The following is a 25881-nucleotide window of genomic DNA, read 5'->3' as shown; positions in this document are numbered from 1 at the left end:
ACAGTTTTACATTTTTGTGCAGTATCTTCAACTAAAAACAGGCATCTTTATAACGTAAACGTCGCAACAGCCGGCGTATTTTAATATGGCAAACACTCAATATAGTCAAGTATTAGACCTGCTCCGCCTGCACGTCATCAGACTCTTTCAGTCGCATAACGATCTTCGTCTTGTATACCACAATCTTAGTCACACCGAACAGGTTGTAGAAAACGCTCAGCGCATTGTAGCGCACTATAACCTCGACGACAAGGACAGGTTTATTGTATTGTCGGCCTGCTGGTTCCACGATCTGGGATATCTGTTTAATAGAAAGGACCACGAAGCCAGCGGGGCCGAAATGGCTGGAGACTTCCTGACTGCGAATCAGGTTGATACCGATACCGTTGCACAAGTGCAGGGCTGTATTATGGCGACAAAAATGCCTCAGGAGCCGCAAAACCTCCTGCAGGAAATCGTGTGCGATGCCGACCTGTTCCATCTAGGAGGTCCTGACTTCAAGGTAAGGAACAAGCTCATGCGGAAAGAAGCTGAGGCATGCTCGGGAAGCCGTATAGATCGGGCCGAATGGAAAAATAAAACCATTTCATTGTTTAAGGCGCACACCTACCATACAGAATTTTGCCGTAAACTGTTGAACGAGGGCAAAAGAGCCAACCTTGCTGAACTGGAAAACGGCGTAGCCAAAGCAGGGGGGGATTTGTCGCAATTGCTGCCATGGAATGCAGAGGATAATTCGTCTAAAGGTGACAAAAAAAATAAAAGCGATAAACCAGAGCGTGGTATAGAAACCATGTTCAGGATCACTTCGGCAAACCATCAGCGATTAAGTGATATGGCCGATAACAAAGCGCATATCATGATTTCGACAAACTCGATCATTTTATCCGTTATACTTAGTTTGCTACTTCGGAAGTTGGAGGATAATCCACACCTGATCATCCCTACATTGCTCTTGCTCATTATATGCGTGGTTACCATGGTATTCTCCATACTTGCTACACGTCCGTCTATTCCGGAAGGCGTATTTACAAATGAGGACATCAGGGCGAAACGCGTAAACCTGCTTTTCTTCGGGAACTTCTACCGGATGAGTTTGCTGGATTATGAAGAAGGAATGGTTAAAATGATGGGCGACAGGGACTTTCTTTATGGAAGCCTGATTCGTGACGTATATGCTCAGGGTGTCGTCCTGGGGCGCAAATACCGTTTACTACGCGTCGCATACAACGTGTTTATGTTTGGCATAGTGGCTGCCGTGCTCGCATTCATTACAGCGGCCTATTTAGTCGCAATTTAGCATGAGAAGAATCGAAACGCTGATCCTATTCTCAGTCATAGCGCCGCTGGTTTTTGTTGTAGCATGCGCCCGCCCTAAGGCTACATCGCCTGGCAGCTATGATCTCACCAAGCCGGAAAAGTTCAAGATGCCATCAAGTCTGCTTGAAATATCCGGCATTGCACTCTATAATGGCAGGGCAGACACCATCTACAGTATACAAGACGAAGAGGGGAAACTCTTCAGACAAGCCTGGGGAATCAAAAAGCAGCAAAACACCAAGTTTGCCAAGAACGGCGATTTTGAGGATATAGGCATGCTAGGTGAGCGGATATTTGTGCTTAAAAGCAATGGCAGGTTTTACTCCTTCCTGCGTTCAGAAGCGCAGAAGAAAGTTGCAGAAAACGTCAAAGAATACCGCACATTACTTCCGAAAGGTGAGTACGAGAGCCTGTTTGCCGATTCGGCAACAAACAAGCTATACGTTCTATGTAAAAGTTGTGCTAAAGACAAAAAGACGAAGCGCGTGAGCGGCTACATCTTCAATTATCTGGAGCAGGCCGACTCCCTTTATCTCGATGATGAGTTCAGTATTGATCTGGAGCAACTTAAAAAGATAAATCTGAAATTACGTGGTCGCCCGTCGCCCTCGGCAATGGCAAAAAAACCTGACACCGGGGAATGGTATGTTTTGCTCTCAGCCAACAAACTGCTGATCGTAACCGACCCGAACTGGTCAATTAAAGAGGGCCACCATCTAAATTCATCGGTTTTCAATCAGCCCGAAGGCATTGCGTTCGACAAGGATATGAACTTATACATCTCAAATGAGGGCGATGAGATCACAGACGGCAACATTTTAAAATTTATTAACTTTGCCAGGTAAAGAACGCCATGCAAGCTATCACGTTAAATCTCAACACACATACTGAGCCTACTAGCGGAAATAATCTGCTTGGCGCAGAAATACACTTGTCATTATACCCTTTTATCAGGTATGTAGAGGCGAGGGTGGAGGTTGAAAAAACGGCAAAGGTCAATTTTTACAAGTACATCTTAGAACAGTTTGAAAAATTTCCCGAACTGCGGCGGCCAATTGCTGCCGACCAGGCTGCAAAGTATGCGCCGCTTTTTGAACTGATCCACACTTCTTTATCGCCTATTCTAAATGATGAACAGAATCAGTGCTGGGCTATCGGTACCCCGCTAACTGGCCTATTCCACTACGGAACGGATGCTTTTTACAGCGTGTTTATGGAGCCAAACCGCTGTAACCTAAAACACGACCTTACGCTGCCACCAAAAAAGGAAATGGAAGCGGAGCTGCTGTCATCATTTTACAACCTCGTCATGGAGAAGTACTATAATTTCTCTTTAACGAATACACAATCTTCTATTCATTCTATTATAGATCCGGAAACACACTTACTCAAGTACTACCGTTTGGACGTAGACACCCGGTTTTTAGATATAAGCACCGAGGCAAAACTTCCGGAGTATAATCTGAAGGATGTTAAAGACGATATTAAGGACGAGCGAAATATCCTTAAAATTCTTACAAAGCTCATCCCGCCTCAGTTGTTTAAGATTGAGGGCATATCCATCGTCAGCTTAACAGACGTCACCGCAGAGTATATTCTTGAATCAGTTAAAAACCTGATTATTGCGCACAACGAGTCGCGCAAAGCGGAGCATAGCGAAGCCATTAACGTTGCGCTCAAGGCGCTGGTGGGTACAGATCAGGCCGATTTTGGTATGCTGCCCTATCTGCAGCTGAACAAAAAACTCATGATCAACGAGCATTCTGGTTTCAAGAGCATCGTTGTACAGCTGGCGCGCGAGCGCGAACTGGATGAAAAAGAGGTCCACCGCCTTATTGAAGATTACCTGAAGCAACCGCGCACGCTCATATTTCCTGAAATTACAAAGGAAGAACAGGAAAACTATCCCTTGCTGCAACTCCTGGGCGAAGAGGGCATTAAATCCTATGCACTGTTCCCCTTATATTACAATGCCAAGCTGGTAGGCTGTCTGGAGTTCTATACGCGCGAACGAAAAGTATTTAACGGTCACACGCTGACTAAGATCGAGCGGGCCTTTCCGTTGCTTGCTCAGCTGTTTCACAACATCATAACCGATTTCAATAACGAGATCCAGGATATTATTACCGACAAATTTACGGCACTCCAGCCGGCCATACAGTGGCGGTTCAATGAGGCTGCCTATCACTACATGCAGTCCGGTGCCCGCGAGCGTAATTTGCCGGTCGAGTCCATATTTTTCCGTGATGTGTTTCCCTTCTACGGTGCTATAGATATTCGTAATTCCAGCATTCAGCGTAATGCGGCCATCCGAAAAGATCTTACCCTGCAGTTCGAACTGCTCGACAAAACGCTTCGAAAGATTGGGGAAACAGTTGCGCTTTGCGATCACGATCTGCCGCAATCCGACTGTATTTGGGACTACAGGCAAGTCGACGAGCTATCCGATAGGGAGATCCTGAAAACCGAAGACTACCTGCAGCGACAAATACCTGCAGCCCTCCGGCAGCTAAGTGCTGAGCATCCGCAGCTTAAGGGTGCGGTTTCGGAGTATTTTCTGCAATCCGGCCCCGAAAGCAAAATATTTGACAACAGGGAGCGGTACGAAAAGAGCATGCAGATGATTAATCTCGCAGTCACCCGTCACCTGGACGAATTCAATGCTGAACTCCAGGCCATTTATCCGAATTATTTTGAAAAATTCAGGACCGATGGTGTAGAATTCGACATATATCTGGGTCAGTCAATTGCCCCCGACGTGCCTTTCAGGGACGAACTTCTGGGTGCCTTCAGGCTAAGACAACTCCGTGTGCTGGCTGAAATAGCGCAAACGACGAACAATCTTGGGCCATATTTTTCGCTTCCGCTGGAAACCACACAACTCATATTTGTTTACGACAAGCCAATTGATGTCAGTTTTCGGATCGACGAGCAACGCTTCGATGTAGAGGGCAGTTACAATATCCGCTACCAGATGGTTAAGAAGCGAATAGATAAAGCACACATAAAGAATACAACAGAACGCTTAACCCAGCCCGGCAAAATCGCGATTGTATACTTCAACCATTCTGAGGCCCAGGAATATATGCGCTATATCAAAAAGCTTCAAAAGCAAAACTTGCTGGGCGAAGAGGTTGAACGCCTGGAGATTGAAGAGCTGCAGGGTGTAGAGGGTCTTAAAGCGCTCAGAGTCAGCGTTAATTTGAACAACTCAATGAAGTAAATATGCCTCGCAGAATCTTCCCCGCGTTATTTGCCTTCAGTGTACTATCCCTTGCCCTCAGCAGTGCATCTGCTCAAAATCGCCCGGCAAACGATTCCATTGAGGTAGCCGTAGGTCCCGAATACGATCGGGTGAGCGGATTTCACCGGTTCTGGCTTGGAGAGAGTTACCGCAAGGTATGGGCCACACCAGTAAAGATCCGTATCATCGAACTGGGAAAGGAGCGGGGCGGTTTCAAAATCGTCAAGCTCGGCGGCGGCATGCAAACGCGTTCACTTCGACTGGTTGATACAGCCGGACAGGAGTGGGCCTTGCGTACGGTGCAGAAATACCCCGAGCAGGGCCTACCGGAAAGTCTGAGGCCAACCATAGCCAAGGCAATCGCGCAAGACCAGGTGTCTACCAACCATCCCTTTGGCGCACTGGTCGTTCCCACCCTGGCATCGGCATTAGGTATTCCCCATGTAGTACCTGAACTTGTTTATGTGGGCGACGACCCCGTATTTGGAGAATACCGGGAAAAGTTTGCTAACGCCGTTTATTTACTTGAACCCCGATCACCTTACGAGGATGAAACCGATAACACGCTCAAGGCGCAGCGCAAAATAGAAGAGGATAATGATACCCGGGCAGATCAGCGCCTGACACTCCGGGCCCGCTTGCTTGATTTTCTGTTGGGCGACTGGGACCGGCACGAGGACAACTGGCGCTGGTTCGCCGATAAAAAGAAGGGCGAAACAACTTATATTCCGGTTCCGCGCGACCGCGACAAGGTCTTCTATAAGACATCGGGTGTTTTTCCATGGATATTAAACCACCAATGGCTCAAATCGCATCTTCAGCCATATAGTCCGGATATTCGCGATGTTCAGCACTGGAATTTCAATGAACGCTATTTCGATCGTTATTTTTTAAATGAGCTGGATTTAAAAACCTGGAAGGAAGAGGTTCAATATGTACAGGAACATCTTACAGACGCGGTTGTCGACCGGGCCTTCCGCAAAATGCCGGATACCATTTTCAGCCTTGGCGGACAAGAGCTTGTGCACAATTTCAGGTCGAGGAGAAATAAACTCGACTCGCTGGCAGAAAAATACTACCGGTTTTTATCGATATATGTAGACGTACCGGCATCTGATAAAAAGGAGATTTTCGGGATTCGGCATACCGCTGGCGGATATATTGAAGTTGTCGTCAACAACATCAACAAGGAAGGAAAGAAGGGCAGGCTCGTCTATCAGCGTACCTTTGATCCTGCAATAACGAAAGAAATCAGGTTGTTCGGTTTGGCTGGTGATGATGTATTCAATATCAGCGGTGCAGATCAGTCCCCAATAAAAGTCAGGCTAATTGGCGGCGACGGAAAAGACCGTTTCGACGTAGCTGGTCAGCCTGCAAACAAGGCCTTTATCTACGACCGCTCCGATGAGGCCAACGAACTGCCCGAGCGCAGGTATGCCAAATTCCGCTTATCGAAGGATACGCTGGTGAACAAATTTGACCGCAACAGCTTCTTGTACGACCGTAGTGGCCCTTTATTCAGCTTAAATTATAATATCGACCGTGGCTTTGAGCTCGGTCTGGGTTACATTATAGAGAAGCAGGGCTTCAGACTCGAACCCTTTGCCGTTAAACACCAGTTCTGGGCCAATTATTCTACCGGACGCCAATCGTTTATTTTTGACTACGAAAGTACGTTCAAACAGGCAATCGGAAAAAACGACCTGCTTATTCACGGAAATCTCCTCGGTCCCAATGGTCTGAATAACTTCTTCGGCATCGGCAATAATACCGTATATCTGGATATGGACGACGAGGACGAAGAGCTGTATGGCCGCGAAGATGGCATCTCTTACTACAGAAACAGGTATGACTATCTGAACATAGATCTCAGATTGAGCCGCCCGCTCAGCAAGCAGTTTAAAGTTGAGGCCGGTATTCTAGGATCCCGGTACACCAGCAGCCGATGGGGCAATGACGAGCGTTTCTTCGCCGATTACGATGCAGTAAACCCTGAAGAGGAAATATTCGCTGATAAGTACTATGGTGGGTTTGTTGCCGGCTTCACCTACGATTCCAGAAACAATCCTGCCATTCCAAAAAGCGGGATATATTGGAAGACATCCATCGTCGGCCAGCAACAGTTAGATAAGGGGAGCGACCGTTATGCATCTGTTCATTCAGAGTTTCGATTTTACATCAATCCAAATAATTCCGGGCTTGTCCTGGCCAACAGGATCGGCGGCGGAACGGTAATTGGTGCTCCTACCTTCTTCCAGCGTATGCAGCTCGGCGGATCATCAAGTCTGCGCGGCTTCAACAGCAGGCGATTTACCGGAACTTCAATGGCCTACCACAACCTGGATATGCGGCTAAAATTGTTCAATTTTACTTCCTATCTGGTTCCAGGTACAGTCGGACTGATCGGATTCAATGATGTAGGCCGGGTCTGGGAAAAAGGTGAGCAATCAGACAGATGGCACCATGGTTATGGCGGCGGCCTTTACCTGATGCCAGGGGAGGTCTTGTTGCTGCAGGCGACCGTCGGGTTCTCGCGAGAAGCCACATTACCATACATATCAGTCGGGTTTAACTTTTAATCCCCTTCCTGGTCAACCAGCCTGATCTCATGGTCAGATACCGTGATCAATCTGTCCTTATACAAGCCGCCGATCACCTTTTTGAACGCATTCTTGCTGATTGCAAAACGATCGTAGATCTTATCCGGGTCACTTTTGTCGCCCAGGGAAATCACACCGCCGCTTGCTTTAAGTTCAGCTAAAACGGTGTCTTTAGTATCAAGAATATGCCCATAACCCATCGGGCGCAGACTCAGGTCAATTTTGCCCTCCACACGGATTTTTTTGATCCAGCCTTTTCTGGTTTCACCTGGGGCAATATTTTCGAACAACTCGTTGTTATATAATAATCCGATATATTTATTGTCGATGATCGCATTATAGCCCAAATCAGACTGGTCCGCAATCAGCAAACTTACCTCGTCGCCCTCTTCCAGATCAATATCATCCTCTTCCACAAAGTCGAGCAGCTTAGACGAAGCCGTCATCCGGCCGTTCCGCTCATCAAGAAACACATACACCACATGCCTGTCGCCCTTAAACATCGGGCGTTTCTGCTCACGGCGCGGCACAAAAATATCCTTGCCAATACCGATATCCATAAAGGCACCGTCCTCAGAATCATCCACAACGGTCAAAAAAGCAAAATCTCCTACACAGGCTTTCGGTCGCCTCGTTGTGGCTACCATTTGGCCCTCTTTATTCAGATAAACGAAGGTGTTCAGATTATCGCCGACAGCAACATGCTTTGGCGCCTCATGATAGGATAACAGCACTTTATCCTCACCATCCGTCAAAATAAAGCCTAAATCCGATTTCTCGACCACCCGGAGATCATTGTATTGTCCTATTGCTGCCATTTTGCAAAGGTAACATTATTGCTTAGCTAAACGACCAGATTTCTATCCCAATCCTTCCAAACCGGCTCATAACCCTTATCTATAATCGTTCGTGCAATCTCATCCGAAGTACGCTCATCACTGATCTCGAATTGCTCCAGCGACTGCGGTTCAACTGCGTATCCTCCCGGATTGGTCCTGGAGCCCGCGCTCATAGAAGTAATTCCCAGCTTAATCACATTGTTCCTGAACAGCTCAGATTCGCGGGTCGACAGCGATAATTCCACCTCGCCGTTGAAGATCCGGTAAGCACAGATCAGCTGCAGCAACTCCCGGTCGCTCATCACCACCTTCGGTTCAAGGCCGCCGCTAAAGGGTCTTAATCGTGGAAAAGACAAGCTGTATTTGCTCATCCAGTACTTTCTCTCCAGGTAAGACAGGTGCATTGCCGTGAAGTAAGAATCTGTGCGCCAGTCCTCCAAACCAATCAGCACACCCAAACCCATTTTGTGAATGCCGGCCGATCCAAGTCGGTCGGGAGTCTCCAGCCGGTACAAAAAATTCGACTTTTTACCTTTTGGGTGGTGCTTTTTATAATCTTCCCTATGATAAGTCTCCTGGTAAACCAGCACCGAGTTCAGTCCGTAGGGAATCAATTCCTCGTAGTCCGCCTGATCAAGGGGTTGTACTTCCATCGATATCTGGGAGAAGTGGGGTTTGATCAGTTTCAGAACCTGTTTGAAATATCCCGTGTGTACCGACTGATTAGCCTCGCCTGTTACCAGCAGCACGTGTTCATAGCCCATTTCCTTAATGGCCGCAACCTCCTGCATAATCTCGATGGGTGTCAATGTCTTGCGTCGCACTTTATTATCCAGACTAAAGCCGCAATAGGTGCATATATTGTTGCACTCATTGGAAAGATAAAGAGGTACGTAGAGCTGAATGACCTTGCCAAACCGCTTTTGTGTCAGCTGCTGACTCAAAGCTGCCATCTGCTCCAGATAGGGTGCGGCGGCAGGGGAGATCAGGGCCTTAAAATCTTCCAGCCCGGGGTTTACCGCATGCAGGGCGTTTGAAACGTCGACCGAAGTCTTGCTGTAAATACTTGCCTTCTCAACATCCCAGTCATACCGGCCAAATACATCTTTAAACGTGCTATCCATGCGATAAATCAATCAAGAAAGGAGGTAAGGGGACTACTTGCCACCGCCTGTACGTTCGTACGGGCCAGCTTTGCCTCAAAAGCCATTCTGCCTGCCTCTACAGCGAGTTTAAAGGCCTCCGCCATGCCGACCGGATTGGCGGAAACAGCAATGGCGGTGTTCACCAGGACAGCATCTGCGCCGATCTCCATAGCCTTCGCAGCGTCGGAAGGCGCGCCGATCCCAGCGTCGACGATCACAGGCACCTGACTCTGACTGATGATGATTTCCAGAAAGTCGACCGTCTTTAAGCCCTTGTTACTGCCAATCGGCGATCCCAAAGGCATTACTGCTGCCGTTCCTGCATCTTCGAGCCGCTTGCATAGTACCGGATCGGCGTGAATATAGGGCAACACAATGAAGCCCAGCTTCGCAAGTTCTTCCGTTGCCAGCAGTGTCTCAACCGGGTCTGGCATCAGGTATTTCGGATCCGGATGAATCTCCAGTTTGATCCAGTTGGTTTCCAGAGCCTCACGTGCCATTTGGGCGGCAAAAACGGCCTCTCTTGCATTGCGGACACCCGAGGTATTCGGCAGCAAATTAAGATGTGGATGTCTCAAATGTCCGATGATATCATCCTCGCTATTCTGCAGATCAACCCGCTTCAAGGCCACCGTTACAAGTTCCGATCCGGAAGCCAGAATTGCCTCCGCCATTTCGCTGGTCGAGCTGAATTTGCCTGTTCCGGTAAACAACCTGGATTTAAATATTTTGTTTCCTACCTTAAGCATATCTTATTGTAAAACAGGTTTGAAAGATTTTATTAGTTCATTCATTTCTGCCAGACGGCTACGAAGATCACCGGCACCTGTCAACGCAGATGACACAGCTATTCCATGAACGCCAGCCGACATTAGCTGAGGGATGTCGGCTGGCATAATACCGCCGATAGCAATAACCGGAATTGTGATCCCCTCATCCCGCATTTGCTGCATTACATTTTCGTAGCCTCCCAAACCCAGTATGGGACTAAGGTTTTGTTTTGTACCGGTAAACCGATAGGGCCCAAGGCCGATATAGTCGACCTTCTCAGCGGCGCGGCGACGGATATCTTCGATCGTATTGGCAGTACCGCCAATAATTATATCAGGACCGAGTAGCGCTCTGGCTTCAGGAACCGGCATGTCGGCCAGGCCCAAATGCACACCATGAGCAGCAATTCGTCGCGCAACTTCGGGATGGTCATTTACAATCAGCCTTGCACCGTATTCATTGCACAGTTGCAGCGCCTTCACACCCGTTTCGAGTATCTCTTCTACAGCCGCATGCTTCATGCGAAGCTGTATCCACTTTCCGCCTGCGTTCAGGACATCCGAAATTGCATTAAGGGTTGACAATGAATCGCTAGCGTTCGATATATAATGTAACTGATCAATCATAATATTTAGGTCGTATGGTATCCAAGCAACGTCTGGTTGCTGGCAAGAAATTTCTCTGTATAATGCTTAGCGAGTCTGCACGAACGTTCAATCGAATTCCCCAAAGCCAGGTTAGCCGTGATGGCGGCCGACAAGACGCAACCCGATCCATGTTTGGCCGGCAACTCTGCAAGAGCCGGCTCAATCGGTACCGCCTCATTTTTTATATACAGGTAGTCGGTACCCGGCTGTTCCGGATTGTGTCCGCCCTTTAACAGTACGGCACAGTATTCTGACCATTCGCAGGCGGTTTCTTTCGGACTCACAATAGGTTTAATCAGCTGTATTTCATCATAATTAGGTGTTATTACATCAATAGAATAAAGAGCATCAGTAAGCAACCCGACATCAAGCTGGTCTGGATGAAACTGGTAACCTGTACTTGCCGATATCACCGGGTCCCATACCATATAGATCGACGGATTCACATGTCTCAGAAAAGCCGTTACCTCCAGCAAAACATGCAAATCTTTGATGATCCCGATCTTGCAGGCAACAATTTTAAATTTCCTGGCAAGCGGTTCCACCTGGGCAATGATCTCCGAAGCTTCCAGCCATTGATTTCGGATAAAGCAATCATCCGTTTGCACAGTCAGCGCCGAACACGCGCCGAAAGCATAAACCTCATGCTGCTCAAAACATTTCACATCGGCAAGAAGTCCGGCCCCTGCACTCGGATCCAATCCGGCTATCGTCAACGCATAAGGTCTGTTTCCCATTTCAAGTGATTAAAATTATCCAGACTTCTGGCCGGCACGTTCCAAATAGCACCCAGTACAGCAATTCCATCAAAGCCCATCATCTGCACATCACCCAGTTTAGTCGCCGAAATTCCCCCCAAAGCGATCAGGCGCGGCTGCACAGCTTCAACGCCGGGCGCTTCAGCGGCCTGAATCACTATGTTACTTGAACCGATTCCCCGGTAACCGGGTTTAGATAAGCTGTCGAACAGCGGCCCGTAAAAGACATACTCAAAACGACTCATCGCACCAAGATCCTTTCTGCTGTGCACCGAAGTACTCAAATACTTATCCTTGTAAAGCGAAGGATAGCCGTTCGCATCTAATTCCCTTCGCTGCAGCTCGGGCAAATGCAAACGGAGGATGCCAAATTCATCGCCCAGTTCATGATGCTGGTGCAGTGCCACACGGTCATGGAACGCGGCGTCTATTCCAGCGAGCAGATCCCGGTATCTCGCCAGCGGCAGACCCGGCTTTCTGAGATGAAACAACTGCATACCAGCCTCAAACAGCCGGTTAATCAGCGGCGCTTCAGCTTCAAGTTCAGCGGGACTGGAAATCACGATCAGTTCCATGCTTTATCCTTGGCAATTAACCTACAAATAAATTTCGCTGCCCTTTTCACTAAACTCCTTCGATTTCTCCTCCATACCCTTAGCCAGCGCCTCTTCTGCTTCAACGCCCTGCTTAGCAGCATACTCACGCACATCCTGCGTAATCTTCATCGAGCAGAAATTCGGACCGCACATAGAGCAGAAGTGCGCAACCTTAGCACCATCCGCAGGTAAAGTCTCATCATGAAACTCGCGCGCAGTATCCGGATCAAGAGCCAGATTAAACTGGTCCTCCCATCTAAATTCGAACCGTGCCTTACTTAGCGCATTATCCCGATGCTGGGCGCTGGGGTGACCTTTAGCCAGATCAGCAGCATGCGCCGCGATCTTATACGTAATAACCCCGTCCTTCACATCCTTTTTATTCGGCAAGCCCAGATGCTCTTTCGGCGTCACATAGCACAACATTGCCGTACCATACCAGCCTATCATCGCGGCACCAATCGCCGAAGTAATGTGGTCATACCCAGGAGCAATGTCGGTCGTAAGCGGCCCGAGCGTATAAAACGGCGCCTCATCGCAATGCTTCAGCTGCTTATCCATATTCTCCTTGATCAGATGCATCGGTACATGCCCCGGACCCTCAATAATCGTCTGCACATCATGCTTCCAGGCTATTTTCGTCAGCTCCCCAAGCGTTTCCAGCTCGGCAAACTGGGCCGCGTCATTTGCATCTGCAATCGAACCTGGCCTTAAGCCGTCGCCCAATGAGAAAGCCACATCGTAAGCCTTCATAATCTCACAGATCTCCTCAAAATGCGTATAGAGGAAATTCTCCTTATGATGCGCCAGGCACCACTTGGCCATAATTGAACCACCACGCGAAACAATACCCGTCACGCGCTTGGCTGTCAGCGGTATATATCTCAGTAGCACACCAGCATGGATCGTAAAATAATCTACACCCTGCTCAGCCTGCTCAATCAGCGTATCCCTGAAAAGCTCCCAGGTCAGATCCTCAGCCTTACCATTTACTTTTTCCAACGCCTGATAGATCGGAACCGTCCCGATCGGTACAGGAGAGTTCCGGATGATCCACTCGCGCGTTTCGTGAATGTTCTTGCCGGTCGACAAATCCATGATCGTATCTGCGCCCCAGCGACAAGCCCATACGGCTTTCTCGACCTCTTCTTCAATAGAAGAAGTAACCGCAGAGTTTCCAATATTGGCGTTAATCTTCACCAGGAAGTTCCGGCCGATAATCATAGGCTCCAGTTCCGGGTGATTGATGTTGCAGGGAATCACCGCTCGACCACGGGCTACTTCGTCGCGCACAAATTCCGGTGTAATATGTCCACCGGTCCGCTGATTTTCGCGTATCGCGATGTACTCCATCTCCGGGGTAATAATACCCTGACGGGCATAATGCATTTGAGATACATTGCGCCCTTCTTTGGCTTTCAAAGGCTTCGCCAGATGCTTAAACCTAAACTGATCCAGCTTTTCATCAGCCAGCCGCATCTGTCCGTAATCAGACGAAATCTGATCCAGCTGCTCCACATCCTGCCTGCCTAGTATCCACTGCTCGCGGAGTCGCGGCAGACCGCTTCGAACATCAATTTCTACTTCAGGATCTGTATACGGACCACTTGTATCATAAACAGTTACAGGTGCATTCGGCTCAGTCAGGCCAAAACCATTATGGATCTTTGTCTCCGTCAGCGTGATCTCACGCATGGCCACGTCGATGTCATACATTTCGCCCTTTACATAAATTTTGCGCGACGCAGGAAAAGGCGTCCGGCTGATCAGTCCTTCATTTGGAACTTTTTCTTGTCTCATAGTCTAAAAGATTAAGGTTATCCGCCTTGGGTAGCTTTAACGATCATCACCTGGTCGCCCTGGTTTAACAGCCTTTCGGGCCATTCATGTCTGGGCACAACAGTCTGGTTTACGGCCACAGCAATATTGCGCGGGCCAGCATCAAACACTTGCTCCAGCATTTGGCTTACCGAACAAGTCGCATCAAGCTGATAAGATTTTTGGTTTACAGTAATTTCCATGTTAAACAGGTTAAATCATGAAAACTGTAGGGGAGAATCCTTAAACAGGACAAAAATAAAGCAAGCGGATTGCTTTCACTTTTCCCTTCGGCAGTACTAACTGCATCAGGTTCAAAGGGTATATCTCAGCACAAGGCACCCCTAAAGTTTTTTGTAAAGCTAGTATATAATTTTTAAATACCAAATATCGTACATTTGCGGCAGCATTTCCCCCTATGATTTCCAATAGCACACATCGCCTGTTTCTAAGCCTTTTTTTCTTTGCGTCCGGTTTAAGTTTTTCCACCTGGGCGTCCAGAATTCCAACGATAAAGACGGCTTTTGATCTGAATGAGGCGGCACTTGGCACAATTTTACTCGCCATGCCCGTAGGGTCACTGCTTGGCCTTCCCATATCCGGATGGCTGGTCTCAAAATACAATAGCCGCGTACCGCTCGCCGTAGGTTTTGCGTTAAACGGTTTGTGCCTGCTGCTGATCGGTACGGCTCATAATGTCTTTACGCTGGTGGTTGCAATCACCCTGTTTGCATTCACAACAAGGGTATTCAATATATCGGTCAACACCCAGGCGCTTACCCTGCAGAAGAGATTTGAGAATAAGATCATCGGTTCATTTCATGGCTTTTGGAGCATCGGCGGGATCGCCGGCATTGTCATATCCACCTTATTGCTATCGCTCGGCACGTCGCTGACCGTACATTTCGCTGTAGTAGGGGGCGTGATGGTACTGTTCACCATCTACGCTTACCAGTTCTTACTGGCAGGCGATCGCGCGCAGTCGGGAAACAAGCTAAATCTCAAGAAGCCAGATCCCTATATATTTTATCTTGGCATGGTTGTGTTTCTGTGCGCCATCTGCGAAGGAGGGATGTTCGATTGGAGCGGCATCTATTTCCAGCAGGTTGTAAAGGTCGACATCTTCACCTACGGATACTTGATTTTCATGACCTTTATGGCCGCCTCGCGGTTTTTGTCCGACATCATCATTGCGCGTTTCGGGATGCCAAAAACATATATCATGAGTGCTGTTTGCATCGTTCTGGGCATCAGTATGGCCGTCATCTTTCCCGCATTCTGGACAGCCATGATCGGCTTTTCTCTGGTCGGTTTTGGAACAGCAGCCGTTATACCCATGTCTTATGCACTGGCAGGCGCTTCTAAAAAGTATTCACCAGGAATGGCGATATCGGTGATCGCCACATATTCGATTACAGGTATGCTGCTGGGCCCGCCGCTTATCGGCTACCTGGCCCATGCATTCAACCTGCGTATATCATTTGTCATCTTCGCACTGTGCGGATTGCTGCTTATACCCATAACCAGGGCCTTCTTCAACCACCAGGCCAAGATCAGCAGTTAAGCCTGCCCGGTATCAGCGTCGGTTGCGGCCGACTTATTCAGTTCCGATTCCCTGAAATCCTTATACTCCTGGGAGATACTGCTTGCTTTAGTCTTCACCTTTTCGATCACATCATCCTTCAGACCAACCAGACTGTCTTTTCCGGTGCTGATCGTATCTTTAAGCGAATGCAGTCCGTCTTTCACATCATCGGCCAGGCCAAGCGCCCTGTCGGTCAGTCTCTCCCGTGTCGCACTTCCCTTATCAGGTGCAAACAATATTCCAAGCGCAGCGCCTACGGCCAATCCTGCTACCAATCCCACTACGGCAGTCGACGTGCTGCAGGTACTTTTTGATAAATGGCTGTTAATTAATTTCTTGTAATTCATAATAGAGGTTTTTGTTCGTAATTAGACCTAACATAAAACGTACCATAGTGTCTGTTCTACACCATTTTTTTTATATTGGTGGATAATCTGGACTATGAGACTACATTTGACGATACTGCTGATCCCGTTCATTTTCGCAACCAGCACCAGCGGGCAGTACAATGATCCCGACAACACCAGCAAGGAGCAGTTCCGGATGATCAGGCTAAAACTCAAAAACAAAGCCGATTCCGTTCGAAGTATGCTCAAGGAGCTACCAGAGAACTCCGAGAAGCGCCTTCTTATTCTCGCGGAACAGGAAATTGACAACAATGCTTACCACAATGCAGCGCTTATTGTCAACAGGCTGCTAGAGGAAAACCCGGCAAACGATCAGGCACTATTGCTGAAAGGAAAATTAGAGATAGCAGGCTGGCGACTCGAGAATGCACTGGGTTGCGCAAAAGAGATCCTGGACAGGCATCCTGCACACCCGGCCGCGCTCCTGCTGAAGGGCAAGGTGCTTATCTTACAAAAAAACTATACCTCAGCCTTAACAATAGCAAAAGATCTCCAGCAGAAATTCCCTGAAAATGCAGCTGCCTATCTTTTAGAGGCCGATGCCTGTTTCTGGAACCAACAGCCAGACAAAGCTGAGGGCCCGCTTAAGCGTTCATTGCAACTGGATCCATTAAACGCCGATGCACGCTTTAGCTATGGTTATGCCATTTGGCGAAGGGGAGACGCCATGCAGCTCAACGCAATGGCTGCCCAGTGGGACCTGGCACTCGCAATAGATTCCCTGCATTACCAAACTCACTGGCATTTCTGAAACGGACATACCAACCTGACTTATGCAGATTATGCGCGGCCGGATGATTCAGCTGTTCGCGCCAACTTTATGCTGCTGACGAATACTTGCGACGCAATTTGATCGACTCAGCCCTTCACGTCGCCCGCAAAGTAAAGGAGAAATACCCTGCCTCACAGCTCCCAGATATGTACCTCGGCTCGATATATTACCTCAACTTTGCAGACAGCCGCAGGCTTGCGTTAGACTCCGCACAGGCTATTTTTACTCGCATACTGCTGAATAAACCGCACTATGGCCCCGCTCACAATGGCCTTGCCAGCGTCATCAGGTCACGTCGGATACCCTTCCAGGAAAATTACGATGCCATTCAAAGCCGGCTAAAAAACTTTCTGCTCATTAATCCGGAAACATTTCATCAGGTCTTTCCCAACATATCTGACTATCCAGGCCGCACCGTACAGGCAATGGTCTGGAACCAATTGTACACGGCGACCGTCTATTTTCCCTTTCTAGCCAAACAAGGCGAGTCTTTCCGCATCCCGCCCTTGCATCACGACCTGGCTATCGCCATGAAGTCACCCTCGTTCCGGTTTATGACAACATTCGATAACCGGCAGTGGATGGACATCCGCGGCGTGGGCAGCGGCGCCGCCGGGATAGAATATGTCGAAAAGGGCGCCTTCGGCGAACGGAACGTCCTGCTCCATGAGTATGTTCATCTGTTTCATGGTACCGTGCTTACCGACGAGGAAAACCGGAAAATACGCGCACTTTATTATAAAGCCATGGAGGAGGGGCGTACGCTCGATTACTATTCCCAGAATAATGAAAGCGAATACTTCGCGCAAACATACCCTGCATATTTTGAAGCCGTTAAAGTCCATCCCCTCGATTTTAAATCGATGAACACACGTTCCGACCTCCAGCGTAAAGACCCGGAAATGTTCAGTTTTATACATAAACTTGTCAGCAAAGAAAGGGCATACCAGGCTGGCGATCATAAGGCCATGGCCTCCAACTGGGCGCAGGTATATCTGAACCTCAGTCAGAAAGCGCCGTCCAACGACGCCGCAATTCGATATGTGGATACCGCTTTGCAATATGATCGCCAGTATCTTCCGGCATATATTCGAATGGCCGCGCTCAAGAAGCAACAGAATAACGTCGAAGAAGCAGCGTCCTGGCTGGATCGTGCGCGTAAAATTGACCCAAACTATGCGCCTGTTTACACCGCAATGGCCAATCTGCTCGCGCTTACCGTTGCGCAGCAGGCCGAACGGTTACATAAAGCCATATCCTTGGAAACCGACTACCAGGAACTCGCCTCCGTTCACAGGCAACTCCGGGAGCTGTATTTCAGAAACGGTCAGACCGAAGAGGCCATCAAGGCAGCCGAAGCCTATGTCAGCAAGGCGGCGACAATCTCCACATACCTCCGCGACAGGAGGGACGATGCATTAGTTTTTGCAGCGTCCCAGCGGGCCAAAAAGGGCGATGCCACCCAATTGAGCGTACTTAGCAAGATTGTTGCGCAAAAGCCCCAGCATTTCGAATACCGCAACCAGTATGCAGACGCCCTCGCGGCAAACGGCCAGTATGAGACAGCAATCGCCACACTAGAGTCTGCTCAGCGGATTTTAACTGCATCGGGCACGCCAAGACAGGATTTCGATCAACGGATCAAGGCCTATCGACAAAAACTGGAAGAAACCAGAAAGCGATAGAACGTCCATTCCGTCAGCCAAAAGCTAAGGCTGCTTTATCAGCGTAAAAAACTTAGGTACGTCCTTTTCGTTGGTCGAATAGAAAGTCAAAGTCTTGTCCCTGCCGTACAAATACAGCGCAGGATATTGTTTCGGACGAAACAAGGGAATAAAAACCATATCCTTATCCCTCAAAATCGTCACATTCTTCATCGCGCGGAGCGGCTTGGCAAACTTACCGAAATAATAGTCGATCGATCGCGGCTCATCCAGCGTAACCATATAGATGTTGATGTCGGCCAGCTCGGTATTACGTTTGGAAAGCGAAGCACCGATTTTCTGACAATGCTCGCATGTGGCATCAAACAGCATAATAAGCGATTTCTTGGTTTTTGGAATTTGATCCGTCGAAAATGCCTTGTCATCCAGCGTATAAAACACACCTCTGGGCATAGCCGAACCGGGCTGCAACTGCTGGGCGAAACCCGGCAATGCAAACAAAAGAAATAAAGATAAAACGCACGATCTTTTCATAGCACTAAAGTAACACAAGTTGCAGATATGTTACGCCAAAAAATCGATATACATAATCCCAAAAAAGATTTAGATTATTAAATTGCAGGCGCATCTGCAACCAAATGAACCGCTATACGAACATGAAAACCGACAAACTGATCATCCTCATTTCTGCCATTGTTATATCTTCAATCGTACATGGACAAGCTATAGCTCAAAAAAAGGCGTTCAAAAACTGGCCGAAAGGTTCAGACCCGAAAGAAGTGGGATACCTGCTTACCACCCACTACCTGGAAACACCGCATACCAATTTCGGCTTTCCAACACCTCCGGGCTCTATTACTTATTCAGAGGTATGTACCTGGTACGGAGCGCTTAAATACAGCGCTGTTACTAACAACCGGGGGCTGACCGACAAGCTCGATGATCGTTTCCGTCCGCTATTGTACGAAAAGAAGGGCCTGCAGCCGCGTCCGGATCATGTCGACCCGAACGTTTTCGGTTCCATACCGCTCGAGCTTTACATGCAGAAGAAAAACGAAATTTACCTCGATATGGGGAAATGGTTTGCCGACCAGCAATGGACTTTGCCGAAGAATGCCAAACCAGAGCACAAAGCGCTGATGGATAAGGGGCTAACCTGGCAAACGCGGATGTGGATCGACGATATGTACATGATCAACAACATGCAGTGCCAGGCATACCGGGCTACGGGCGACCGTAAATACATCGATCGCGCAGCGGCAGAAATGGTGGTTTACCTCGACGCTATACAGCGACCGAACGGCCTGTTTTATCATGCCCCCGATGTACCATTCTTTTGGGGAAGGGGCAACGGCTGGATGGCTGCCGGCATGACCGAACTGCTTACTTCGCTGCCGGCGGACAACAAGGACCGTCCAAGAATCCTGAAGGCATTTCAAACCATGATGGCCAGTCTTAAACAATACCAGACTGCCGATGGCATGTGGCTTCAATTGGTCGACGATAAAGAATCCTGGCCAGAAACCTCGGGCACGGGCATGTTTACCTTCGCCATGATCTCCGGGGTAAAAAACGGTTGGCTTAACGCCGATGAATATGCGCTCGTGGCCCGCAAAGGCTGGATCGCACTAACCAAATACATCGAGCCCAATGGCGACGTCCGCGAGGTTTGTCAGGGTACAAACAAAGAGAACAGCCGACAATATTATCTGGACAGAAAGCGTATTACAGGCGATATGCACGGTCAGGCCCCGGTACTGTGGTGCGCCTTTGCTTTATTGAAATAGCTTTGAAACACACAAAAGAACAATGAACAAAATATATACTTCAGGGCTTCTTGTCCTCATCATCTTAACGTTGTATCAATGTCAGAGTTACCGCAAGGCCGCTAGCCCGAACAAAGAAGTCGGACCGGTCGACCTAAGCACATCGCCGGTCATTCCCGCCGATCAAAGCATCGGTAAAATGCAGCTTGAAGCAGGTTTCGATATCGAACTGATTGCTGCTGAGCCGCTCGTAACAACACCGGTAGCGATGGTGTTCGACAATCGCGGACGCATGTGGGTGGCCGAAATGAATGGCTATATGCCCGATACGCTCGGAACAGGAGAAGACCTGCCCAACGGAAACATCGTGATACTGGAAGACACAGACAATGATGGCCGGGCCGATAAGCGTACCGTTTTTCTCGATTCTTTGGTACTTCCCCGGTCGCTTTGCCTTATAGAAGACGGACTGCTTGTGGCAGAGCCGCCTAACCTCTGGTATTATAAAATCAAAGACGACAAACCCATCAGCAAAACCTTGGTCGATAATAAATACGCAGTGGGCGGAAATGTCGAGCATCAGCCAAACGGATTACTTCGCGGTCTCGATAACTGGATTTACAATGCCAAATCAGACACGCGCTACCGGAAGCAGGGCGATAAATGGCTCAAAGAACACACGCACTTCCGCGGTCAGTTCGGGATCAGTCAGGATAACTACGGCCGGCTGTATTATAACGACAACTCGTCCAACGTTTGGGGCGATTATTTCAGTCCGGGTTTCGGCGCAAAGAACAGCAACCAGCGTGAAGTTGCCGGTTACAACCAGCGCGTGGTGCCCAACAACAAGGTATATCCGATACGCCCTACACCGGGCATCAACCGGGGTTATATGGACGGGATGCTGGATGATAGCCTGCGTCTCAACAACTTCACGGCAGCCTGTTCACCGCTTATTTACCGGGGCGACCTATTTGGCGACAGCTATAATTTCAATGCCTTCGTTGCCGAGCCTTCGGCCAACCTTGTCAAGCGCAATATATTAACCGAGACCGGCTATATCGTCAAAGGGCAGCAAGCCTATAAAGGCAAAGAATTTCTGGCCAGTACCGATGAGAGATTCCGCCCGGTAGCCCTGTATAACGGTCCAGATGGCGCGTTGTACCTGCTTGATATGTATCGCGGCATTATCCAGCATAAAACTTATGTTACCCCGTATCTCTCGGCACAGATCAAAGCCCGGAATCTGACGCTGCCCCTCAATTGCGGCCGCATTTACCGGATTACACCAAGCGGCAGCAAAGCAAAACACACCATCGTGCCCGACAATCCTGCCCAACTGGTCGGCCTCCTCGGGCATGCCAATGGTCACATTCGTGACCTTGCGCAGCAAACGCTGATCGACAGGAAATATAAGCAGGCCATCCCTGCATTAAAACAGGCACTCCGGCAAACGGCCAACCCGTTGCTTACCATTCACGCGTTGTGGACTTTAGAGGGATTACATGCGCTCGAAACTAACGAAGTCGTCAATCTCCTTAAGAACGCTGATACACACATTCGCCTTCAGGCACTTACCGTTATCCCTTCCGTACTCCATATGCAATCGGCGCCGGTATATATTGCCGCGCTGCAGCATATGCTCGATAGCAACGATGAACCAGCGCTGCCATATATAGCCTACCTGGCCAGCTATTTAAAAGCCTACAACCAGCGCGCCGCCGATGAGTTACTCCTGGCGCTTGCCAAGCGGCAGCCGGAGAATAAATATCTGGCCGATGCTATAGTGAGCAACCTGGAATACCGGGAAGAAGCCTTTGCTGCAACGCTTTCGCAAGCGTTGCCGGATACATCTGTACTGGTAGCCAGACAGGTCCGCAAAGCGGCCGATAATTACTGGAACAAGCAAAAAAACCGCAATCCGGAGGTACTTGCCCGGCAGTTCCCCAAAGGTGCAGCCTTATTTGCCTCAAGCTGCCAAACCTGTCACGGTGCAGATGGAAACGGCATTAAATCCCTCGCCCCGCCGCTTAATAAATCGCAGTGGGTCACCGGAAACAAGAACCGGCTGATCTCCATTGTACTGCACGGGCTTACCGGCCCCATCAACGTTAACGGACACCTTTACGAGGCACCGGAAATTGCAGGAGATATGCCGGGCATCGCCAACAGCGATGAAATTTCCGACGAAGACATTGCCCAGTTGCTAAGCTATATCAGGCAGTCGTGGCAAAACAACTCAGGCAAAATAACCGCCAAAGAAGTCACCACACAGCGCGAAAAACTAAAAGGCCGTCAGAAGACATTTACACAGGAAGAACTCGAAACGATTAATTAGCGCTCATTAGCCAGGTAAAGATCACAACAAGTCATTCGCCAGATTGGCCAATGCACTTCGTTCGCCTTTATCCAGTGTAATATGTGCATAAAGAGGGTGGTGCTTAGCATTTTGAATCAAGTAAGATAAACCATTACTCTCAGCATCAAGATAGGGGGTATCTATCTGGTAGATATCTCCTGTAAAGATGATCTTCGTATCCTCTCCAGCACGGGAGATGATCGTTTTCACCTCATGCGGGGTCAGGTTCTGCGCCTCGTCGACAATAAAAAATATTTTCGTCAACGTGCGCCCGCGGATATACGCCAGCGGCGTTATCACGATCTTTTCCGAACTCACAAACTCGTCAATCCGCGCCTGCATCTTCGGGTCGTCCGCATACTGGTCTTTAATAAACTTCAGGTTATCCCATATCGGCGCCATGTACGGGTCAATCTTCGACTTAATATCTCCCGGCAAGAAACCAATATCTTTATTCCCCATCGCAATAATAGGCCGGGTTACGTAGATCTGCCGAAAATCTTTGCGCTGCTCCAGCGCACTGGCCAACGCTATAAGCGTTTTTCCCGTGCCCGCCTTACCCTGAATCGTCACCAGCTTTATCTCCGGATTCAGCAGGGCATGCACAGCAAAGCTCTGCTCATCATTCCGCGGCGCGATACCGAAAACCGGCTTTGGTTTGACCCTCTGTAACAGTCCGGTTTGCAGTCCATACCAGGCCATCGCCGATTTCCTTCCGCTCTTAAGCACACAAAAATGATTGGCATCCGCATTTGCAAGATTCAAATCACCTGCCTCCGCTTCGCCCTTTTCCTTAAGCGTTATCATAACCCCCTCAGGCACCCGTGTCAACAACTCCTTACCGGTATAAAGTTCATCGAGGTTCTTAACCTTCCCAGTTTCATAGTCCTCCGCAAAAATATCCAGGGCTTTAGCCTTCAGGCGCAAACAAATGTCTTTAGACACCAGCACAATCCGGCGCTTCGGAAACTCCCGCTTCAGCGAAAGCGCTGCGTTCAAAATTTTGTGATCGATCTTACCCGAACCAAAAACCGCCTCGGCATCCTGCTCCAAACTTCGGTTACCCGAAACGGAAGCCCTGTCCATCACCACCTTAAACCGTCCGGTTTTGCTGCTCCCGTTCAGCGGCACCCATTCGTTCATCAGCCTGCTGGCCGACAACCGGTCCATCAACCTGATAAATCCCCTGGCTTCCGCGTTACGCGTTTCATTACCGCTTTTCATATTGTCCAGTTCCTCCAGAACCTGAATTGGAATAGCCACGTCATGCTCCTGGAAATGCGTAAAGGCGTTATGATCGTAAAGAAGCACCGAAGTATCCAGCACAAAAATCTTTTGCTGCTTATCCGGTTGGCCTTTTTTATGTAATTTACTGGCTTTGGACATACAGCTAAAGTAAGGAATAACCCGTTAAACGAAACAGTGAAAATAAAAAAAGGGCGCTCCAGGCGCCCCTCTGCTAAAAACTATTTTAACTAAAACAGAAAGTACACTTTGAAAGCAAAGTTGTTAATGATCCCGCCGGTCGATAAGTCAAAATTCTGGCGCTTTGTACGTGAAATCGGCTGCCCGAAATTGGTTTCCTTATTCACAGAATAATTTGCGCCGGCAGACAACAAGCGTGTCTCCAAAGCCAGATTTTCGCTCATAAACCAGGTTATCCCACCATAAGCATTTAAACCGTAGTTATCTATGCTACGCTCATATCCGATAGTTCCCTGAACCTGGCTGTCCTCAATTTTCAAATAAGCCGCCTCGCCGCCAGCATAAGCGTAAAGTGACTTCACAATAGGATAATATCTTTGATAATCCAATTTACCACCATACACTTTCATCTCGGATCCATCCCCTTTGGTTTTGCCATACAGTCCCTCGATGCCAATCTTTGCGTTATCTGCAACGAAGCCTCCAAACCCCAAAGAGAAAGCATTGTTTGTGGTTTTAAAATCCCCGTAACCCGCTGCCTTAATCGTCGACTTGCTTGATGTTATACCTAAACCGAGTGTCGTTGTACCTTTTGTCTGTGCCAGACCAGCCAGAGATGTCATTAAAATACCGGCTGCTAATATATATTTGATCATAATCTTAATATTGAAAGGTTAAAAAAGGAAATAAATCTTGAATGACATGTCATTAATCAGTCCGCCGGTAGATACATCAAACGAAAAACTCTCGTATTCTAAAGTATTAGTGTTTTGCCCGTTATTTAGCTTATAATAGCTACCTCCCGCAGAAAGCAATTCTGTTTCCAGTGCAAAACGTTTAGATATGAACCAGGTAAGTCCGCCGTTTGCGCTTAAGCGATACATATTACCTGTATTATCTGGGTTATTACCAGGCGTATTTCCGCTCAGACTTTCTTTCACATGGCTATAACCGCCGCGACCGCCTGCATACAAATACAATGATTTAAAAACCGGAAAATAGTGCTGGTAATCCACATCAATCCCGTATCGCTTTGTTTCTGCACTAAGGGTTGTCGTACTGGTCGACTCTTTCCCGGTACCGAAAGACAGTTGAACACCCAGTTTAGCGTTGTGTTTAATAAACCTCCCATAGCTTAAGGCAAAGTCCATGTTTGTGTCTTCTAAGCTATACGATCCATTAACATCGCTATTAGTTTTCTGGGACGATACTCTGAAACCCAGCGCGCTGGTCCCTTTGGTTTGAGCAATCCCTGCCAGGGAGAGCATTACTGCCGCAGCAGTGAGTAATTGTTTTTTCATGAAATTTATATTTGTTTGTGCGTTAAAAGCGTCGGCTAAATATGCAAATATTTCACAAACCCAACACAATTCCTGAAAAAAAAACGGAGTCTCATTTTCTTTCGATCAGAGTACTCCGTTTTCATTTTATCCTCGCCATAGCGAAACATAAAATATCAATTGCCTATTTTTCCTTTAACCTATCTCGTCACAGCTTAGTTCCTGAGAACTTCACCTTCCGATCAAATTATCCTTATCGTGATTCATTCCTTAAAATTCCTCACCAGGTATAACGCCCTTCGTTGAACATCTACGATTAATATTACGTTTTTTCAACTTCATTTAATCCTCCCGGTTCATGTTTCCAATAATCCGGAATCTGTAGTTTCTCTTTGAAATGACCAGAAACTTTCTGTCCGTAGACCAAGTATTCTTTTTGGCATTTCCGAGGGCTGTCAAAGTACGTGCTAATTGATAAATCTAATTTACGAACTTAATACCCCGCTTGTCAAGTATTATTTCGATTAGTTACAAACATCTTATTAACAGGTTGTTAACAAATTTATAAACATATCTGTCAAAAAAGCTGGAATTTGATGTAGCATTCGCATATAGCAGTGCGTCTATATCATAAATCGAACACCATGACCAACAGACTACCATCGGTAAACCAGCTTCTCGTCTGCATCGTAGCATTGCTTATTCTCATGATTATTCAGCTCATGTAATGTGAAAGGCTGGCTAATGGGGAGGAAAAGCATCTTGGAACAGGCTATGATCAACGTTTTTTGAACGAATCCTGCCCGTCTTTTCTTCGTCGCGAGTCGGCAGAAGCACGTTGCGTGTCCGTCGGGAAGACGAAGGGGTGACGAAGAGATAAGATAA

General features: G+C 48.2%; 22 protein-coding genes and 1 riboswitch. Of the genes, 9 read left to right on the top strand and 13 right to left on the bottom strand.

Annotated elements, in window-relative coordinates; all coding sequences use genetic code 11:
• The first annotated feature begins 85 nt into the window (after positions 1 to 85).
• Genes QEP07_RS02615 through QEP07_RS02600 form a run of 4 tightly spaced genes read left to right on the top strand, consistent with a single transcriptional unit; the run spans position 86 to position 7143 of the window.
• Positions 86 to 1300, top strand: a complete 1215-nt coding sequence (locus tag QEP07_RS02615; protein WP_285008401.1) for a Pycsar system effector family protein — start codon at positions 86 to 88, stop codon at positions 1298 to 1300.
• 1 nt (position 1301) lies between these two features.
• The gene (locus tag QEP07_RS02610) at positions 1302 to 2165 is read left to right on the top strand and encodes an SdiA-regulated family protein (RefSeq protein ID WP_285008400.1); all 864 of its coding nucleotides are present in this window, start codon (positions 1302 to 1304) and stop codon (positions 2163 to 2165) included.
• Positions 2166 to 2173: 8 nt separating this feature from the next.
• Positions 2174 to 4543, top strand: coding sequence for a GAF domain-containing protein (locus QEP07_RS02605; RefSeq protein ID WP_285008399.1), 2370 nt, complete (start codon positions 2174 to 2176; stop codon positions 4541 to 4543).
• Positions 4544 to 4545: 2 nt separating this feature from the next.
• Positions 4546 to 7143 (top strand): BamA/TamA family outer membrane protein, encoded by a 2598-nt coding sequence (locus QEP07_RS02600; RefSeq protein ID WP_285008398.1) that lies wholly within the window; start codon positions 4546 to 4548, stop codon positions 7141 to 7143.
• Here QEP07_RS02600 and QEP07_RS02595 read toward each other — a convergent pair.
• The 8 genes from QEP07_RS02595 to thiS are packed head-to-tail and all read right to left on the bottom strand — an operon-like array spanning position 7140 to position 13941.
• Positions 7140 to 7982 (bottom strand): CvfB family protein, encoded by an 843-nt coding sequence (locus QEP07_RS02595; RefSeq protein ID WP_285008397.1) that lies wholly within the window; start codon positions 7980 to 7982, stop codon positions 7140 to 7142. The two genes, QEP07_RS02600 and QEP07_RS02595, sit on opposite strands and share 4 nt — an antisense overlap.
• Positions 7983 to 8008: 26 nt before the next feature.
• Complete coding sequence (gene thiH / locus QEP07_RS02590; protein ID WP_285008396.1) at positions 8009 to 9127, bottom strand: 2-iminoacetate synthase ThiH; 1119 nt, start codon at positions 9125 to 9127, stop codon at positions 8009 to 8011.
• A gap of 8 nt (positions 9128 to 9135) precedes the next feature.
• Positions 9136 to 9897: a thiazole synthase gene (locus tag QEP07_RS02585; RefSeq protein ID WP_285008395.1), complete on the bottom strand. Its 762-nt coding sequence runs from the start codon at positions 9895 to 9897 to the stop codon at positions 9136 to 9138.
• Positions 9898 to 9900: 3 nt separating this feature from the next.
• The gene (locus QEP07_RS02580; RefSeq protein WP_285008394.1) at positions 9901 to 10545 is read right to left on the bottom strand and encodes a thiamine phosphate synthase; all 645 of its coding nucleotides are present in this window, start codon (positions 10543 to 10545) and stop codon (positions 9901 to 9903) included.
• Positions 10546 to 10550: 5 nt separating this feature from the next.
• A complete protein-coding gene (locus tag QEP07_RS02575; RefSeq protein ID WP_285008393.1) occupies positions 10551 to 11303 on the bottom strand; it encodes a hydroxymethylpyrimidine/phosphomethylpyrimidine kinase in 753 nt (250 codons plus the stop codon).
• Positions 11279 to 11899, bottom strand: coding sequence for a thiamine phosphate synthase (locus QEP07_RS02570; protein WP_285008392.1), 621 nt, complete (start codon positions 11897 to 11899; stop codon positions 11279 to 11281). Before QEP07_RS02570 ends, QEP07_RS02575 begins: the two co-directional genes overlap by 25 nt.
• Before the next feature lie 21 nt (positions 11900 to 11920).
• Positions 11921 to 13720 (bottom strand): phosphomethylpyrimidine synthase ThiC, encoded by a 1800-nt coding sequence (thiC, locus tag QEP07_RS02565; protein WP_285008391.1) that lies wholly within the window; start codon positions 13718 to 13720, stop codon positions 11921 to 11923.
• A 17-nt stretch (positions 13721 to 13737) separates the two neighbouring features.
• Positions 13738 to 13941 carry a sulfur carrier protein ThiS gene (gene thiS / locus QEP07_RS02560; protein ID WP_285008390.1) on the bottom strand — a complete coding sequence of 68 codons (204 nt, stop codon included), beginning with the start codon at positions 13939 to 13941 and terminating at the stop codon, positions 13738 to 13740.
• A gap of 65 nt (positions 13942 to 14006) precedes the next feature.
• A riboswitch (TPP riboswitch) is annotated at positions 14007 to 14094 on the bottom strand.
• Between the two features lie 62 nt (positions 14095 to 14156).
• Between thiS and QEP07_RS02555 the strand changes: the two genes are divergently transcribed.
• A complete protein-coding gene (locus QEP07_RS02555; RefSeq protein WP_285008389.1) occupies positions 14157 to 15302 on the top strand; it encodes an MFS transporter in 1146 nt (381 codons plus the stop codon).
• Here the strand turns inward: QEP07_RS02555 and QEP07_RS02550 are convergent.
• Positions 15299 to 15670 carry a YtxH domain-containing protein gene (locus QEP07_RS02550; RefSeq protein WP_285008388.1) on the bottom strand — a complete coding sequence of 124 codons (372 nt, stop codon included), beginning with the start codon at positions 15668 to 15670 and terminating at the stop codon, positions 15299 to 15301. The two genes, QEP07_RS02555 and QEP07_RS02550, sit on opposite strands and share 4 nt — an antisense overlap.
• A gap of 94 nt (positions 15671 to 15764) precedes the next feature.
• Between QEP07_RS02550 and QEP07_RS02545 the strand changes: the two genes are divergently transcribed.
• Together QEP07_RS02545 and QEP07_RS02540 are read left to right on the top strand one after the other, a co-directional pair.
• Positions 15765 to 16481: a tetratricopeptide repeat protein gene (locus QEP07_RS02545; RefSeq protein WP_285008387.1), complete on the top strand. Its 717-nt coding sequence runs from the start codon at positions 15765 to 15767 to the stop codon at positions 16479 to 16481.
• 98 nt (positions 16482 to 16579) lie between these two features.
• Entirely contained in the window at positions 16580 to 18187 is a 1608-nt protein-coding gene (locus QEP07_RS02540) for a tetratricopeptide repeat protein (RefSeq protein WP_285008386.1), read from the top strand.
• Between the two features lie 24 nt (positions 18188 to 18211).
• Here QEP07_RS02540 and QEP07_RS02535 read toward each other — a convergent pair whose 3' ends face one another.
• Entirely contained in the window at positions 18212 to 18700 is a 489-nt protein-coding gene (locus QEP07_RS02535; RefSeq protein ID WP_285008385.1) for a hypothetical protein, read from the bottom strand.
• Positions 18701 to 18804: 104 nt separating this feature from the next.
• Here QEP07_RS02535 and QEP07_RS02530 point away from each other — a divergent pair, with 104 nt between their 5' ends.
• Both QEP07_RS02530 and QEP07_RS02525 read left to right on the top strand, forming a co-directional pair.
• The gene (locus QEP07_RS02530; protein ID WP_285008384.1) at positions 18805 to 19953 is read left to right on the top strand and encodes a glycoside hydrolase family 88/105 protein; all 1149 of its coding nucleotides are present in this window, start codon (positions 18805 to 18807) and stop codon (positions 19951 to 19953) included.
• A gap of 22 nt (positions 19954 to 19975) precedes the next feature.
• Positions 19976 to 22270 carry a DUF7133 domain-containing protein gene (locus QEP07_RS02525; RefSeq protein WP_285008383.1) on the top strand — a complete coding sequence of 765 codons (2295 nt, stop codon included), beginning with the start codon at positions 19976 to 19978 and terminating at the stop codon, positions 22268 to 22270.
• Between the two features lie 21 nt (positions 22271 to 22291).
• Here the strand turns inward: QEP07_RS02525 and QEP07_RS02520 are convergent, their stop codons facing one another.
• The 3 genes from QEP07_RS02520 to QEP07_RS02510 form a co-directional block, all read right to left on the bottom strand.
• A complete protein-coding gene (locus QEP07_RS02520; protein ID WP_285008382.1) occupies positions 22292 to 23677 on the bottom strand; it encodes a PhoH family protein in 1386 nt (461 codons plus the stop codon).
• Between the two features lie 89 nt (positions 23678 to 23766).
• Complete coding sequence (locus QEP07_RS02515; RefSeq protein ID WP_285008381.1) at positions 23767 to 24372, bottom strand: hypothetical protein; 606 nt, start codon at positions 24370 to 24372, stop codon at positions 23767 to 23769.
• An 18-nt stretch (positions 24373 to 24390) separates the two neighbouring features.
• Positions 24391 to 25017: a putative outer membrane beta-barrel protein gene (locus tag QEP07_RS02510; protein ID WP_285008380.1), complete on the bottom strand. Its 627-nt coding sequence runs from the start codon at positions 25015 to 25017 to the stop codon at positions 24391 to 24393.
• Positions 25018 to 25881 lie beyond the last annotated feature (864 nt).

Origin of the sequence: Pedobacter faecalis, assembly GCF_030182585.1 — a bacterium.
GTDB classification, from domain to species: Bacteria; Bacteroidota; Bacteroidia; order Sphingobacteriales; family Sphingobacteriaceae; genus Pedobacter; species Pedobacter faecalis.
Note: the sequence above shows the minus strand (reverse complement) of the source record. Positions and strands in the feature narration are given on the sequence as shown.

Coding starts and splice junctions, on each gene's coding strand:
- QEP07_RS02615 (WP_285008401.1), top strand. CDS start 86: ATGGCAAACACTCAATATAGTCAAGTATTAGACCTGCTCCGCCTGCAC.
- QEP07_RS02610 (WP_285008400.1), top strand. CDS start 1,302: ATGAGAAGAATCGAAACGCTGATCCTATTCTCAGTCATAGCGCCGCTG.
- QEP07_RS02605 (WP_285008399.1), top strand. CDS start 2,174: ATGCAAGCTATCACGTTAAATCTCAACACACATACTGAGCCTACTAGC.
- QEP07_RS02600 (WP_285008398.1), top strand. CDS start 4,546: ATGCCTCGCAGAATCTTCCCCGCGTTATTTGCCTTCAGTGTACTATCC.
- QEP07_RS02595 (WP_285008397.1), bottom strand. CDS start 7,982: ATGGCAGCAATAGGACAATACAATGATCTCCGGGTGGTCGAGAAATCG.
- thiH (WP_285008396.1), bottom strand. CDS start 9,127: ATGGATAGCACGTTTAAAGATGTATTTGGCCGGTATGACTGGGATGTT.
- QEP07_RS02585 (WP_285008395.1), bottom strand. CDS start 9,897: ATGCTTAAGGTAGGAAACAAAATATTTAAATCCAGGTTGTTTACCGGA.
- QEP07_RS02580 (WP_285008394.1), bottom strand. CDS start 10,545: ATGATTGATCAGTTACATTATATATCGAACGCTAGCGATTCATTGTCA.
- QEP07_RS02575 (WP_285008393.1), bottom strand. CDS start 11,303: ATGGGAAACAGACCTTATGCGTTGACGATAGCCGGATTGGATCCGAGT.
- QEP07_RS02570 (WP_285008392.1), bottom strand. CDS start 11,899: ATGGAACTGATCGTGATTTCCAGTCCCGCTGAACTTGAAGCTGAAGCG.
- thiC (WP_285008391.1), bottom strand. CDS start 13,720: ATGAGACAAGAAAAAGTTCCAAATGAAGGACTGATCAGCCGGACGCCT.
- thiS (WP_285008390.1), bottom strand. CDS start 13,941: ATGGAAATTACTGTAAACCAAAAATCTTATCAGCTTGATGCGACTTGT.
- QEP07_RS02555 (WP_285008389.1), top strand. CDS start 14,157: ATGATTTCCAATAGCACACATCGCCTGTTTCTAAGCCTTTTTTTCTTT.
- QEP07_RS02550 (WP_285008388.1), bottom strand. CDS start 15,670: ATGAATTACAAGAAATTAATTAACAGCCATTTATCAAAAAGTACCTGC.
- QEP07_RS02545 (WP_285008387.1), top strand. CDS start 15,765: ATGAGACTACATTTGACGATACTGCTGATCCCGTTCATTTTCGCAACC.
- QEP07_RS02535 (WP_285008385.1), bottom strand. CDS start 18,700: ATGAAAAGATCGTGCGTTTTATCTTTATTTCTTTTGTTTGCATTGCCG.
- QEP07_RS02530 (WP_285008384.1), top strand. CDS start 18,805: ATGAACCGCTATACGAACATGAAAACCGACAAACTGATCATCCTCATT.
- QEP07_RS02525 (WP_285008383.1), top strand. CDS start 19,976: ATGAACAAAATATATACTTCAGGGCTTCTTGTCCTCATCATCTTAACG.
- QEP07_RS02520 (WP_285008382.1), bottom strand. CDS start 23,677: ATGTCCAAAGCCAGTAAATTACATAAAAAAGGCCAACCGGATAAGCAG.
- QEP07_RS02515 (WP_285008381.1), bottom strand. CDS start 24,372: ATGATCAAATATATATTAGCAGCCGGTATTTTAATGACATCTCTGGCT.
- QEP07_RS02510 (WP_285008380.1), bottom strand. CDS start 25,017: ATGAAAAAACAATTACTCACTGCTGCGGCAGTAATGCTCTCCCTGGCA.